Genomic DNA, 14,031 nt, shown 5'->3' on the forward strand with positions numbered 1-14,031 from the left:
GCACGAACGGACGCCCGCCGTGACCGACTCCGCAGCCACGCCCGACCTCGTCGAACTTGCCGAGGCGTACGGCATCACGACCGAGTACGAGGACTGGAAGAAGGCCCGCGTCAGCGTCGCGGCTGACACGCTCGTCGCCGTCCTGGCGGCGCTCGACGTCGACGCTTCGACGCCCGACGCCGTGCGCTCGGCGTTGCAGACGCGTCGGGACGCACCGTGGCGCCGCGTCGTGCCGCCGTGCGTCGTCGTGCGCGAGGGCGACGATGTCGAGTTCCCGGTGCACGTCGTTGAGTGCGACCAGGTGGCCGTGCACGTCGTCACCGAGGTCGGGACGTATGTCTCGGTGACGGTGTCGTCGCGCGCGCAGGAGACCCGCGAGGTCGACGGACGCGTCGTCGAACAGCATGTCGCGCGTGTGGACGGCGACCTGCCGCTGGGGTACCACACCGTCATCGTGTCGCCTGTTGGCCTTGCTGCGGGCGACGGCGACAGTGACGACACGCGCGTCGACGGCGAGGATTGCCCGTCCACCGAGGCCGGCGACGGGCACGACACGAGGGCCGCGGGTGCGCGCGCAAGCCTCATCGTCACCCCGCGGGTGCTCGAGGTGCCGGCGACGATGCGCGACAAGCGCGTGTGGGGCCTGGCGACGCAACTGTATTCGGTGCGTTCGCAGGGGTCATGGGGCGTGGGCGACCTCGTCGATCTGCGCGACCTCGCCGTGTGGTCGGCGGCCGAGCACGGCGCCGACTACGTCCTCGTCAATCCGCTGCACGCGGCACAACCGAGCGCGCCGATGGAGCCGTCGCCGTACCTGCCGACGTCGCGTCGGTTCGTCAACCCGCTCTACCTGCGGGTCGAGCATGTCGAGGAGTACGCGAGCGCGTCCGCCGACGTCCGCGGGGTCATCGACGACCTGGCGCGGGATGTCCACGCGCGCCTCGACGACGTCGACCGCATCGACCGCGACGCTGCGTGGGGGGCGAAGGAGCAGGCGTTGCGAGTCCTGTGGCAGATCGGGCGCACGCCGGGGCGTCAGGCCGCGTTCGATGCCTACTGCCGCGCCGGCGGCGAGCAGCTCACCCGTTTCGCGACATGGTGCGTGCTGTTCCGCACCTTCGGGCCCGACTGGCGAACCTGGCCGCACGATTATCAGGACGCGACGGCGCCCGCCGTCTCGCGGTTCGGCTCCGAGCACGCCGACGAGGTCGACTTCCACCGCTGGTTGCAGTGGTGCCTCGACGAGCAGCTGCGCGGCGTGCAGTCGGACGCCGTCGCCGCGGGCATGGCGCTCGGCGTCGTCCACGACCTCGCCGTCGGCGTCAACCCCGCGGGCGCGGACGCCTGGGCCCTGCAGGACGCGTTCGCGGCGGGCATCCACGTCGGCGCTCCGCCTGATCAGTTCACCCAGCTCGGGCAGGACTGGGGGCAGCCACCGCTGCGCCCGGATCGTCTCGCCGAGACGGCTTACGCGCCTTTCCGCGAGATCGTCGGCACCGTCCTGCGCCACGCCGGTGGGGTGCGCATCGACCACATTCTCGGGCTGTTCCGCCTGTGGTGGGTGCCGGAGAGCATGACGCCGAAGGACGGCACGTACGTGACGTACGACCACGAGGCGATGATCGGCATCCTCGTCCTCGAGGCGCAGCGCGCGGGTGCGCTCGTCGTCGGGGAGGATCTCGGCACGCTCGAGGCGTGGGTGCAGACGTTCCTCGCCGAGCGCGGCGTGTACGGCACGTCGATCCTGTGGTTCGAACAGGACTGGGATGCGCAGCGTCCGCTGCCACCCGAGGATTGGCGCGAGAAGTGCCTCGCGTCGGTGACGACGCATGACCTGCCGCCGACGGCCGGCTATCTCGACGCCGCGCACGTGCGGCTGCGTCACGAGCTGGGGCTGCTCGACGGCTCGCTCGAGGACGAGTTGGCGCGAGACGAGGCGGACCGCCGGCGGTGGCGCGAGTTTCTCGTCGCTCAGGGCCTGCTCGATGACGCCGACGCGCCGAACGAACAGGTCGTCGAGGCACTGCACGCGTTCCTCGTCACGACGCCGTCACGGATGCTCAACGTCGCGCTTGTCGACGCCGTCGGCGACGTGCGCGTGCAGAACCAGCCCGGCACGGCCGACGAGTACCCGAACTGGCGTGTGCCGCTGTCCGGCCCCGACGGTGAGCCGATCCGGCTCGAGGACGTCTTCGCGAGCGAGCGCGCCGCGCGCTTGTGCGGCATCTTCGCCGGGCTGAACGAGCACGCCGCCCAGGGTTGACCTCACGGCGGTGTACGGCGTCACCGCACGAACATCGCCCGAGAACGGGTCACGGCTGACGCGTTCTCGGGCGATGTGGCTCGAGCTGGGGACCTTTGCGGAACCTCACCGGCGGTGCTCGCCAGGCGCCGACCCGTCAGTCACGCCCCGGAGCGAGGAACGCTGCGAGGGCCGCGCCGTACATCGCCTGGTCGGCGGCGCCGACGAGTTCGCGCGCCGAGTGCATCGACAGTGTCGGGGCGCCGAAGTCGACGGTCGTCGCGCCGGTGAGCGCCGCCGTCATCGGCCCGACGGTCGAGCCGCACGGCAGGTCAGAGCGCACGACGAACTCCTGCATCGGCACGCCCGCCTCCCGACACGCTGCGGCGAAGTGGGCGGCGCCGACCGAATCCGTCGCGTAGCGCAGGTTCGTGTTGATCTTCAGCACCGGCCCGCCGTTCATCGCGATGTGGTGCGCAGGTTCGTGACGATCGGCGTAGTTCGGGTGCGTCGCGTGCGCCATGTCGCCCGAGGCGATGACGGTGTGCGCCATCGCGCGGTGCACGTCGTCACGCCCGCCGCCGAGCGTCGAGATGATGCGTTCGAAGATCGTCGGCAGCAGGTTCGAGAACGCGCCGCGCTCCGACATCGAGCCGATCTCCTCGTGGTCGAACAGCGCGATGAGCGGCACGAGCGGCACCTCACCCTCAGGTGCCGGGCGCTCGACGGCGTCGATGAGTGCCTGCGTCGCGGCGTAGCTCGTCGCGAGGTTGTCCATCCGGGCGCCCGCGACGAATTCGCGGTGCAACCCGGTGCGCGCGGCCGGCTGCACGTCGTGCGTCATCGCGTCCCAGCTCAGCACGTCGACCGGTTCGACGCGAACCTGCTCGGCGAGCCACTCGACGAACAGTGGTGCCTGCGACAGCGCCCACGACGGTTCCATGTGCAGCTGCTTGTTGAGCGTCAGAGCGTCGTTGGTCGAGCGGTCGAGGTGGATCGCGAGCTGCGAGACGCGCAGCAGCGGCTCGTCGACGGCGAACAGCCGTTCACCGACGCTGCCGTCGGCCTCGCGTACCGCGACGCGCCCCGACAGCCCGAGGTCGCGATCGAGCCACGAGTTGAGCAGCAGCCCGCCGTACGGTTCGACGCCGAGCAGTTGCCAGCCGACGCGCTCGTGGTCGGGGCGCGGTTTGATGCGCAGGTTGGGGGAGTCGGTGTGTGCACCGACGACTCGGAACGCGACCGCGCCGCGCTCGCCGCCGGCGTCACCGTCATCAGCGCCACCACCAGAGCCGTCGAACGGGCGAGTGAGCACGCGCTCCGTCGACCACGCGACGAGCGACCCGCCGCGCGTCGTGACGTAACGTCCCGGCTCGCTCGGCCAGGCGTCCCGCTCGTCGAGGGGCGTGAAGCCCGCCTCGACGAGCACCGACAGAGAGGATGCGACCGCGTGGAACGGCGAAGGGCTGGTGCGCAGGTACGCGACCAACCCTTCGGCGGCCGAATCCGTCGTGAAACGTCCGGATCCGAAACTCATGATGCCTCTCAGCCCTCCAGCTCGTTGGCGGTCGAGCGCACCTGCTCGAGCCACGACTGCTTCGCCTCGAGCTCCTGACGCAGCTTCGCGGCCTTGTTCGAGTTGCCCGCGGCCTCGGCGGCCTCGACGTCACTGCGCAGCGACGCGACGGCGTTCTCGAGCTGGGTGACCATCGAGTTGGCGCGCGCGCTCACCTCGGGGTCGGACTTCTTCCACTGCGCCTGCTCGGCGTCACGGACGGCGTTCTCGATGCGGCGCATGCCCTTTTCGATGCGGTCCATGTCCCTGCGCGGAACCTTACCCGCGGCGTCCCACTTCTCCTGCAGCGCGCGCAGCTGGGCCTTCGCGGCACCCAGGTCCTTGACCGGCAGGATCTTCTGGCCCTCGGCCAGCAGCTCCTCCTTGACCTTGGCGTTGGCCTCGAACACCTTGTTCTCCTCGGCGACGACCTCATCCTTCGCCGCGAAGAACGCATCCTGCGCCTTCTTGAAGCGCTGCCACAGCGCGTCGTCGTCGGAACGCGACGCGCGCCCGGCCTGACGCCACTCGCTCATGAGGCGCTTGAACGCCGACGCCGTGGGCCCCCAGTCGTTCGAGGTGGCGAGCTTCTCGGCCTCGGCGACGAGACGCTCCTTCTCCTTCTTCGCCGCACCGTGTTGCTCGTCGAGCTGGCTGAAGTGCGTGCGACGCGTCTTGTCGAACCCGTTGCGGGCAGCGGAGAAACGCTGCCACAGCGCCGACTCGACGTCACGGTCGAGACGTGCACCGTTCTTCTGGTGGTTCTTCCACTCGTCGAGCAGTTCGCGCATGCGCGTCGTGCTCTTCTTCCACTGCACCTTCTCGGGATCCTGTGCGGCGATCTGCTCGGCCTCGGCGACGAGCTGCTCGCGGTGGACGAGGGCCTCCTTCTTCGCCGCGGCGCGGGCCTCACCCTCCACCTGCTGCTTGACGCGCAGCGCCGTCGCGATGTCCTCGATGATGCTGTCGAGCGCGGGCAGGTCGCCGACGGCGTTCGTCTCGGCGACCTGCTTGCGCAGCGTCTTGAGCGACTCGCCGGCGTCGTGGGCGCTGATGTCGGTCTGCGTCACGCGCTGCAGCAGCAAGGCGGCCGCGGCGCGCAGTTCGTCGTACTTGCGCGCGAAGTAGGCGCGGGCCTCGTCGGCGCTCTTGCCGGGGTAGGAGCCGACGGCCTTATCGCCGTCGGGCGTGCGCACGTACACCGTGCCGTCCTCGTCGACGCGCCCGAACGAGGCGGCGTTCGAATTCGACGGCGTCTCCACCGCGGCCGACGGCGCGGGCGCCGCCTGCGTGGCCGCTGCGCTCGCCTCGGTCGCGGCGGCTGCCGGGGTGCCCGCAGGAACCGACGGCGACGTCGGTGCGGCCGGGGTCGGCGCCTTGGATGCAGCGCTCGGGGGCTTCGGCACGACGCTCGGCTTCACGGACGCGGGTGTGGGGATGGTGGAGTCCTCGGACACGGTCATGACCTTTTTCTCGACGTAGCCGACCCGCGGGTACGCGCGGACCGGACAGCAACGTCATCAGTCTAGGGGGAGGAGGTCGTCCGCGTGCCCGCAGCGGCCCGGCGTTCCTCGGGTCGGACGGCCCGTGCGCGCGCCCGATAGGCTGGGGTACGTGTTGACCGTCTCTTTCCCCGCAGCCGCGATGGGTACGAACTGCTACGTCTTCGCCCGTGAACGCGGCAGCGAGTGCGTCGTCGTCGACCCGGGCATCGGCGTCACCGACCAGCTGTTCGAGCTCCTCGGCGATCTCGATCTCAAGCCCACGGCGGTGCTGCTGACGCACGGCCATCTCGACCACACCTTCTCCGTGACGCCGGTGTGCGGCGGGCAGATCGCCGCTCACATCCACGCCGACGATCGCTACCGCCTCGTCAACCCCTACGACCAGCTCGGCCCGCAGCTGCGCGGCATGCTCGAGCAGTCGTTCGGCAAGAGCGCGACGTGGCGCGAGCCCGAGAAGGTCGTCTCCATCCACGAGGGCGAACCCCTCGAACTCGCGGGGCTGACGTTCGGCGTCACCCACGCGCCGGGGCACACCGAGGGCTCCGTCATGTTCACCGTCGACGAGGTGCCCGACGGGCTCGACGACGCCGTCGCCGCGACGGTGAACCAGAGCGTCATCACCGGGGACGTCCTGTTCGCCGGCTCGATCGGACGCACCGACCTCGAGGGCGGCAGCGACGCGGCGATGCAGCAGAGCCTGCGCACGAAGGTGCTGCCGCTGCCTGATTCGTCCCTCATCCTTCCCGGGCACGGCCCGGCCAGCACGATGGCGCGCGAGCGCGTGAGCAACCCGTACCTGCAAGCACTCCAAGGATCTGGCGCATGAGCAAACCGACCCCCATCTCCGGCTTCCTCGAATGGCTGCCGGCGCAGCGTTACACCGAGCAGCTGGTGCTCGACATCATCCGTGAGGTGTTCGAGTTGCACGGTTTCGAGCCGATCAACACGCGCGCGGTCGAGCCCGTCGAGCGCCTCACGGGCAAGGGCGGTGACGCGGACAAGGAGATCTACGCCGTCAGCCGCCTCGCTGCGGACGAGGCCGACAAGGCCGAGCCGGGCCTCGGCCTGCACTTCGACCTCACCGTGCCGTTCAGCCGCTACGTCATCGAGAACGCGGGCAAGCTGACGTTCCCGTTCCGCCGCTACCAGATCCAGCCGGTCTGGCGTGGCGAGCGCCCGCAGGCGGGGCGCTACCGCGAGTTCGTCCAGGCCGACATCGACATCGTCGACGTGGGGGAGCTGCCGTTCCACTACGAGGTCGAGCTGCCGCTCGTCATCGCGGACGTGTTCAAGCGGCTGCCGATCGGTGAGTTCCGCATCCAGGTCAACAACCGCAAGATCCCCGAGGGCTTCTACCGCGGGCTCGGCATCGACGACATCGTCGGCACGCTGCGCATCGTCGACAAGCTCGACAAGATCGGCCCGGCCAAGGTCAAGGAGCTGCTCGTCGCCGAAGGCGTCGAAGACGCCGCCGCCGACAAGATCCTCGCCCTCGCGGCGATCTCGACGACCGATACGTCCTTCGTCGAGCAGGTGCGCGCGCTGGGCGTCGAACACCCGACGCTGGAGGAGGGCCTCGAGCAGCTACGCGTCGTCGTCGAGACGGCCGCCGAGCACGCACCCGGTCTGCTCGTCGCGGAGCTGAAGATCGCACGCGGCCTCGATTACTACACCGGCACGGTCTACGAGACGCAGCTTGTCGGCGAGGAGGGCTACGGCTCGATCTGCTCCGGCGGGCGCTACGACTCGCTCGCGAGTGACGGCAAGAGGACCTACCCCGGCGTCGGCCTGTCGATCGGTGTCTCGCGCCTGCTCGCGAAGCTCATCGGTGACGGCGGCCTGCGCACGAGCCGTCCGGCGCCGACGGCCGTGCTCGTCGCCGTCAACGACGAGACCTCACGCGCCGAGTCGATGCGGATCGCGGCGGCACTGCGTGAGCGCGGCATCCCGACGCTCGTGTCGCCGAAGGCCGCCAAGTTCGGCAAGCAGATCCAGTTCGCCGACCGTCGCGGCATCCCGTACGTCTGGTTCCCAGGCGCGGGGGAGACCGGCGACCAGATCAAGGACATCCGCAGCGGTGAGCAGTTCGACGCGGACGCGGCGAGCTGGGTGCTCCCCGCGGCCGACGAGCAGGTGCGACTCGAGGTCACCGAGGCGTCACCGGCGTCGTGAGCGCCCCGGAGCCCTCGCTCGAACTGACGCAGGTGATGACGCAGTGGCTGCATCACTTGCGCGTCGAGCGGGGCCTCTCGCCGCACACGCTCGCGGCATATCGACGTGACGTCACGCGTTACCTCGGTTACCTCGCCGCCTCCGGCGTCACCTCGCTCGACGGGGTCGAGGAGACGCGCGTCGAGGCGTTCCTGCGATCGCTGCGCGAGGGCGGCCAGGGCCATCCGCCACTGGCGGCCAGTTCCGCGGCACGCGCGCTCGTCGCCGTCCGCCGCCTCCATGCGTTCGTTTCGCTCGAGACGGACGCGCCCGACGCGGCGACGGACGTCGCGCCGCCGAGGTTGCCCCGCAAACTCCCGAAGGCTATCCCTCTAGCTGACGTCGAACGTTTGCTTGCGGCTGCCGGCGATGGCGAGGACGCCGGTTCACTCCGGGATCGTGCGCTGCTCGAGGTGCTCTACGGGGTCGGTGCGCGCGTGAGTGAGGTCGTCGGGCTCGACGTCGACGACGTCGACCTGATGTCGCGTTCGCTGCGACTGTTCGGCAAGGGCAGCAAGGAGCGCATCGTCCCGCTCGGGCGCTACGCCGCCGACGCGCTCGGCTCCTACTTGACGCGTGAGCGGCCTGCTCTTGCGGCAAAGGGCAAGGCCGGGGCTGCCGTGTTCCTCAATCAGCGCGGCGGCAGGTTGAGCCGACAGAGCGTGTTCGGGCTCGTGCGTCGCGCGGCCGAGGTGGCCGGGCTCGACGGCGAGATCTCGCCGCACACGCTGCGGCATTCCTATGCGACGCACCTGCTCGAAGGCGGCGCCGACGTGCGCGTCGTGCAAGAGCTTCTCGGGCATGCCTCGGTGACGACGACGCAGATCTACACGATGGTGTCGGTGCAGCAGTTGCGCGAGACGTTCGCGGCGGCGCATCCGCGCGCCCGCTGACGGTCGACGGGCGACGGTTTGGGCGTTGCCGCACCCGGGGCGCTAATCTGGTGCTGATTGGCGTGATGCCAAACGCTCAACTATCAGTGGAGGCTTTCGAGTGACTTCCGAGAGTTCACAGAAGTCGACGAACTCTAACGTTCGACTTGACCGTTTGCCGGGAATCGACGCGACGGGCCAGTGGGGTCCAACCGGTCGACCCCTGCCCGGCTTCCCGACGCCTCGACCTCTCGAGTCGCACGGCCCCGCGCGCATCATCTCGATGTGCAACCAGAAGGGCGGCGTCGGCAAGACGACGTCGACGATCAACCTGGGTGCCGCCCTGGCCGAATACGGCCGCCGCGTCCTGCTCGTCGACTTCGACCCGCAGGGAGCCCTGTCCGTCGGCCTCGGCGTGCGCTCGCAGGATCTCGACGTGACGATCTACAACCTGCTCGTCGAGCGCGGTCACGACGCGCACGACGTCATCCAGACCACGCGGGTGCACAACCTCGATGTGCTGCCCGCCAACATCGACCTGTCGGCCGCCGAGGTACAGCTCGTCGGTGAGGTCGCCCGCGAGATGGTGCTCGCGCGCGTCCTGCGCAGCGTCGCGGACGAGTACGACGTCATCCTCATCGACTGCCAGCCGTCGCTCGGTCTGCTGACCGTCAACGCGCTGACGGCGTCGCACGGCGTCGTCATCCCGCTCGAGGCCGAATTCTTCGCGATGCGCGGCGTAGCGCTGCTCGTCGAGACGATCGAGAAGGTGCAGGATCGCCTCAACCCGCGCCTGGAGATCGACGGCATCCTCGCGACGATGTACGACGGGCGTACCCTGCACAGCCGCGACGTCGTCCGCTCCGTCGTCGACCACTTCGGCGACAAGGTGTTCCACACCGTCATCTCGCGGACCGTCAAGTTCCCCGACGCGACGCTTGCGGCCGAGCCGATCACGCAGTACGCCTCCGGGCACGGTGCCGCGGAGTCGTACCGCCAGCTCGCGCGCGAGCTCATCTCGCGCGGCGGGGCTCCCTGAGCCGCACGACGATGACGGCGACCGAGGCCGAGCCCGTCGGCGACGCGCCCGCATCGGCAGTGGCGGTCACGACCTCTGGGCCGACGGCAGCGTCGACGGCGAGCGCACCGGGCGGCGTCCTGACGCGGCGTGCGGCGGCGACGCCGTTCCACGTCCACCTGGGCGAGGTGTTCGACGGACCGTTCGACCTGCTGCTGGGCCTCATCGCGAAGCATCGTCTTGATGTCACGCAGATCTCGTTGTCGCAGGTGACGGACGAGTTCATCGCGCACATCAGGGCGGCCCGCGAGGCGAGTGACGAGTGGGATCTGTCGCAGGCGACCGAGTTCCTCCTCATCGCCGCGACGCTGCTCGACATCAAGGCAGCGCGGCTGTTGCCGAACCTCGGCGGCTCCGACGAGGAGGACTTCGAGCTCATCGAAGCGCGCGACCTGCTGTTCGCCCGGCTGCTGCAGTACCGGGCGTTCAAGGACATGGCGCAGTTCCTGGCCAATCGGATGGAGAGCGACGGGCGTCTCGTCGCACGTCAGGCCGGGTTGGAGGAACGCTTCTCGGGGCTACTGCCTGAGCTCGTCATGACGGTGACGCCCGAGTAGCTCGCGGCCGTCGCCGCGCGGGCGCTGACGCCCAAGGCGCCGCCGAGCGTCGACGTCGACCACCTGCACGCCGTGCAGGTCAGCGTGCGTGAGCAGGCGCGCATCGTGACGAGCAAGCTGCGACGCGGTGGTGAGCTGACGTTCGCGCAGCTCGTCGCGGACGCGGAGCACAACCTCGTCGTCGTCGGGCGTTTCCTCGCCATCCTCGAACTGTTCAAGGAGGCCGCGATCGCGTTCGAGCAGGACGAGCACCTGCGGCAGCTCACCGTGCGCTGGGTCGCGGCGCCCGATGCGCGCATCCTCGTCTCCGACGAGTACGACGCCGAGCCGGGCTCAGGCGGCGAGGGCGCGAGCGATGACGCTGCGTCCTGAGACAATGACACGAGCGACCTCACACTTCGCCGCGCTGCGACGACTCACGGGTGAGGACACGAGACGAACGACCCGCGCCGACGACGGCCCGGAGCAGGAGGAGGTGAACGCATGACGACGCACGATACGACGGCGCAACCACCGGCGCGGGGCGCCCGCGAGCCGGTCGTCGTGCACAACCTGCCCGGCGGCTTGCGATCGACGCTCGAGGCGGTGCTCATGGTCGTCGACGAGCCCGTCTCGGTGGCCGATCTCGCCGCGGCCTTCGGCGTCGGCGAGAGCGAGGTGCGCGCCAACCTCGAGGGCCTCGAGGTGGAATACCGCGCCCAGCAGCGGGGGTTCACCCTGCGCGAGGTCGACGGCACCTGGCGCATGTACTCGCGGGCGGCCTACGCGGATGCCGTCGAAACGTTCCTGCGGGGTGGGCAGCAGGCCAAGCTGACGCAGGCGGCACTCGAGACGCTCGCCGTCATCGCCTACCGGCAGCCGATCTCGCGTTCGCGCGTCGGCGCCATCCGCGGCGTCAACGTCGACGGCGTGACCCGCACCCTGCTCACGCGTGGGCTCGTCACGGAGGTCGGCGACGACCCCGAGACGGGCGCGACGCTCTACGGCACCACCCCGACCTTTCTCGAGCGGCTTGGGCTCGGCTCGCTGGACGAGCTTCCCGCGCTGGCGCCCTACCTGCCGGACGCCGCCATCATCGACGAACTAGTGGAACAAGGACACGGATGAACTCCAGGAAACCCCGTCAGGGTCAGCGCGACAACCGAAGCAGCCGCGTCAACCGCGGCTCCGGCGGCGGCGTCAGCCGTTACGAGGCCGACGTCCTCGGCATCGGCACGACGAAGAGCGGCCAGCCGGTCGCCCCGCCGCGCGAGCGCGCACCGAAGGCCGCGACGCGCGACGTGCACGTCGAGGAGGGCACGCGCCTGCAGAAGGTGCTCGCGCAGGCCGGCGTCGGTTCGCGACGCCACTGCGAGAACCTCATCGCCGAGGGTCGAGTCGAGGTGGACGGCCAGGTCGTCACCGAACTGGGCACGCGCATCGACCCCGAGAGCGCCGTCATCCACGTCGACGGCGATCGCATCCAGCTCGACGACACGCTCGTCTACCTCGCCTTCAACAAGCCCACGGGTGTCGTGTCGACGATGCAGGACGAAGAGGGTCGCCCGTGCGTCGGTGAGTACCTCGAGGGGCGCACCGAGCGCCTGTTCCACGTCGGCCGACTCGACTACGACACCGAGGGTCTGCTGCTGCTGACGAATGACGGCAACCTCGCCAACCGCCTGCAGCACCCGCGCTACGGCGTCGAGAAGGTCTACCTCGCGACGATCCCCGGCCCGGTGCCGCGCGACCTCGGCAAGCGGATGCGCGAGGGCATCGAGCTCGAGGACGGACCGGCCGCCGTCGACTCGTTCAAGGTCGTCGACTCTCAGCCGGGCATGGCCCTGGTCGAGATCGTGCTGCACGAGGGCCGCAACCGCATCGTGCGTCGCATGTTCGAGGAGGTCGGTCACCCCGTCATCGCGCTCGCGCGCCCGCAGGTCGGGCCCGTGAAGGTCGGCGATCTGCGCCCCGGCAAGATGCGGCCGCTCAACAAGCGCGAGGTCGCCGACCTGTACAAGGCTGCCGGTCTGTGACACTGCCGCAGCGCGTCCGCGTCGTCGGCACCGGCCTGCTCGGCACGTCGCTGGCGCTCGCGCTGCAGGCGCGAGGCGTCGACGTCACCCTCGCCGACACCTCGCCGACCGCGGCGGCGCTCGCCTCCGACATGGGCGCCGGCCGCGTCGCGCACGCCCAGGACGAGGCGCCCGACCTCGTCGTCGTCGCCGCGCCGCCTGACGTGGTCGTCGACGTCGTCGCCGCGGAGCTCACGGCGTGGCCGGACGCCACCGTGACGGATGTGACGAGCGTGAAGAACGTCGTCGTCGAAGGGGTGGCACGACGCTGCGGCGCCGAGCGGCGCCGCTTCGTGCCGGGGCATCCGATGGCCGGTCGTGAGCGCAGCGGCGCGGTCGCGGCGCGCTCCGACCTGTTCGAGGGGCGCACCTGGGTCATCTGCCCTGACGGCGCGGACGACGCCCGCGTCGCCGACGTGACAGCCGTCGCGCAGGTCTGCGGGGCACACGTCGTCACGATGAGCCCTGCCGCGCACGACGAGGCCGTCGCCGCCGTCTCGCACGTGCCGCAGGTCGCCGCGAGCCTCGTCGCCGCGCAGCTGCGTGAGCTGCCCGACGACGCCGTCGCTCTCAGCGGGCAGGGCGTGCGCGACGTCACGCGCATCGCGGCGAGCGACCCGATGCTGTGGACGCAGATCCTCGCCGGCAACGCGGCCGCGGTGCGGCCGTTGCTCGAAGGGGTGCGCGCCTCGCTCGACGATGTCATCCACGCCCTGTCGGTCATCACGTCCGGGGGCGATGCATCGGGCGGTACGCGTGGCCTGGCCGATGCGGCGGCCGTAGGCAGCACGTCGGTTGCCGTCACTGCACCGGCCACCCCCGTAACACAGGATGCCGTCGGTATCCGCGATGCGGTTGCCACCCCCGGCCCCCGGGCCGTGCTCGCGCAGACGATCGCTGGTGGCCAGGAGGGTCGTGCGCGCATCCCGGGCAAGCACGGCGCGCCGGCGCAGGCGTACGCGAGCGTCGCCGTCGTCATCCCCGACGAGCCGGGTGCGCTCGGTCGCGTGTTCACGGACGTGGGGGAGACCGGCATCAGCGTCGAGGACATGCGCCTCGAGCACGACGACGCCGTCGCCGCCGGTCTGCTCGAGCTCAGCGTCGTGCCGCTGCGCGCTCAGACCCTCGTCAGCGCGCTCAGCGCGCGGGGGTGGGCCGCCCACCTCGTCGAGACCGCCTAGAATCTGCGTTCATGGCGAGCGTGGCGAACGGCATCCGGGTAGCGATCGACGGGCCCTCGGGTTCGGGCAAGTCGAGTGTGAGCAAGAAGGTGGCGGCGCACCTCGGCATCGGCTACCTCGACACGGGCGCGATGTATCGCGCGCTCACCTGGTATTGCCTCGATCGGGGCACCGACCTCGACGACCTGGGCGCCGTCGCGGACGCCGCCACCGCGATGCCGCTCGAGATGGGCACCGACCCGAGCGCGCCGTCGATCAGCATGGGGGGTACGCGCATCGACACGGACATCCGCACGACGCGCATCGCCGAGGTCGTCTCGAAGGTCGCGACCAACCTGCAGGTGCGCCCCAAGCTGCAGCAGCGTCAGCGTGAGCTGATGGCGCAGATCGCCGCGGACCGGGGTGGCGTCGTCGCCGAGGGGCGCGACATCACGACGGTCGTCGCGCCCGACGCGGACGTGCGCATCCTCATGGTCGCGAGCGAGGCCGCACGGCTCGCGCGCCGCTCGAAGGAGCTGCACGGCGGCGCGGACGATGCCGCCATCGCGGCGACGCGGACGCAGATCGTCGACCGCGACAAGGCCGACTCGACCGTCTCGTCGTTCATGAGCGCTGCGGACGGGGTCGTCACGCTCGACACCAGCGACCTGACGTTCCAGCAGTCTGTCGAGGCGGTCCTGACGCTCGTCGAACGGGCGCGCGGCTGATGTTCCCGCGTCGTGACGTCGAGGATGCCGCGTCGCGTGATTCGACGCCGCGCGATCCGTCCGCGTGTG

Annotated in this window: 11 protein-coding genes and 1 pseudogene; 10 read left to right on the plus strand and 2 right to left on the minus strand. The window is 70.4% G+C overall.

All coding sequences use genetic code 11. The features are described from left to right. The first annotated feature begins 19 nt into the window (after positions 1-19). Positions 20-2,263 carry a 4-alpha-glucanotransferase gene (gene malQ, locus ABH936_RS01595; RefSeq protein ID WP_404602288.1) on the plus strand — a complete coding sequence of 748 codons (2,244 nt, stop codon included), beginning with the start codon at positions 20-22 and terminating at the stop codon, positions 2,261-2,263. 136 nt (positions 2,264-2,399) lie between these two features. On the opposite strand, the gene ABH936_RS01600 is transcribed toward malQ, so the two are convergent. Both ABH936_RS01600 and ABH936_RS01605 read right to left on the minus strand, forming a co-directional pair. Then, complete coding sequence (locus tag ABH936_RS01600) at positions 2,400-3,779, minus strand: M18 family aminopeptidase (RefSeq protein WP_404602290.1); 1,380 nt, start codon at positions 3,777-3,779, stop codon at positions 2,400-2,402. 8 nt (positions 3,780-3,787) lie between these two features. Beyond that, positions 3,788-5,260 carry a DUF349 domain-containing protein gene (locus ABH936_RS01605; protein WP_404602292.1) on the minus strand — a complete coding sequence of 491 codons (1,473 nt, stop codon included), beginning with the start codon at positions 5,258-5,260 and terminating at the stop codon, positions 3,788-3,790. 151 nt (positions 5,261-5,411) lie between these two features. On the opposite strand from ABH936_RS01605, the gene ABH936_RS01610 reads away from it, so the two are divergent. The 9 genes and pseudogenes from ABH936_RS01610 to cmk all read left to right on the plus strand — a co-directional run bounded on the left by ABH936_RS01610 (position 5,412) and on the right by cmk (position 13,962). Beyond that, a complete protein-coding gene (locus tag ABH936_RS01610) occupies positions 5,412-6,128 on the plus strand; it encodes an MBL fold metallo-hydrolase (RefSeq protein ID WP_404602294.1) in 717 nt (238 codons plus the stop codon). Continuing rightward, positions 6,125-7,474: a histidine--tRNA ligase gene (gene hisS, locus ABH936_RS01615; protein ID WP_404602296.1), complete on the plus strand. Its 1,350-nt coding sequence runs from the start codon at positions 6,125-6,127 to the stop codon at positions 7,472-7,474. Before ABH936_RS01610 ends, hisS begins: the two co-directional genes overlap by 4 nt. Then, complete coding sequence (locus ABH936_RS01620; protein ID WP_404602298.1) at positions 7,471-8,406, plus strand: tyrosine recombinase; 936 nt, start codon at positions 7,471-7,473, stop codon at positions 8,404-8,406. Before hisS ends, ABH936_RS01620 begins: the two co-directional genes overlap by 4 nt. A 154-nt stretch (positions 8,407-8,560) precedes the next feature. After that, positions 8,561-9,424 (plus strand): ParA family protein, encoded by an 864-nt coding sequence (locus tag ABH936_RS01625; RefSeq protein ID WP_207623213.1) that lies wholly within the window; start codon positions 8,561-8,563, stop codon positions 9,422-9,424. An 11-nt stretch (positions 9,425-9,435) separates the two neighbouring features. Then, positions 9,436-10,392 (plus strand): annotated as a pseudogene (locus ABH936_RS01630) (segregation and condensation protein A). 111 nt (positions 10,393-10,503) lie between these two features. Next, positions 10,504-11,127, plus strand: a complete 624-nt coding sequence (scpB, locus tag ABH936_RS01635) for an SMC-Scp complex subunit ScpB (RefSeq protein ID WP_404602300.1) — start codon at positions 10,504-10,506, stop codon at positions 11,125-11,127. Continuing rightward, positions 11,124-12,035, plus strand: a complete 912-nt coding sequence (locus tag ABH936_RS01640) for a pseudouridine synthase (protein WP_136788289.1) — start codon at positions 11,124-11,126, stop codon at positions 12,033-12,035. The genes scpB and ABH936_RS01640 overlap by 4 nt, the downstream gene beginning before the upstream one ends. Further along, positions 12,032-13,255 (plus strand): prephenate dehydrogenase, encoded by a 1,224-nt coding sequence (locus ABH936_RS01645; RefSeq protein WP_404602303.1) that lies wholly within the window; start codon positions 12,032-12,034, stop codon positions 13,253-13,255. The genes ABH936_RS01640 and ABH936_RS01645 overlap by 4 nt, the downstream gene beginning before the upstream one ends. Positions 13,256-13,266: 11 nt before the next feature. Further along, a complete protein-coding gene (gene cmk / locus ABH936_RS01650) occupies positions 13,267-13,962 on the plus strand; it encodes a (d)CMP kinase (RefSeq protein ID WP_404602305.1) in 696 nt (231 codons plus the stop codon). Positions 13,963-14,031: the final 69 nt, after the last annotated feature.

It is taken from the genome of Dermacoccus sp. GAS27A, from assembly GCF_044909235.1.
Taxonomy (GTDB): domain Bacteria; phylum Actinomycetota; class Actinomycetes; order Actinomycetales; family Dermatophilaceae; genus Dermacoccus; species Dermacoccus nishinomiyaensis.

Excerpts from the sequence above, each read along its gene's own strand:
- ABH936_RS01600 (WP_404602290.1), bottom strand. The coding sequence starts at position 3,779 with ATGAGTTTCGGATCCGGACGTTTCACGACGGATTCGGCCGCCGAAGGG.
- ABH936_RS01605 (WP_404602292.1), bottom strand. The coding sequence starts at position 5,260 with ATGACCGTGTCCGAGGACTCCACCATCCCCACACCCGCGTCCGTGAAG.
- hisS (WP_404602296.1), top strand. The coding sequence starts at position 6,125 with ATGAGCAAACCGACCCCCATCTCCGGCTTCCTCGAATGGCTGCCGGCG.
- scpB (WP_404602300.1), top strand. The coding sequence starts at position 10,504 with ATGACGACGCACGATACGACGGCGCAACCACCGGCGCGGGGCGCCCGC.
- ABH936_RS01640 (WP_136788289.1), top strand. The coding sequence starts at position 11,124 with ATGAACTCCAGGAAACCCCGTCAGGGTCAGCGCGACAACCGAAGCAGC.
- cmk (WP_404602305.1), top strand. The coding sequence starts at position 13,267 with ATGGCGAGCGTGGCGAACGGCATCCGGGTAGCGATCGACGGGCCCTCG.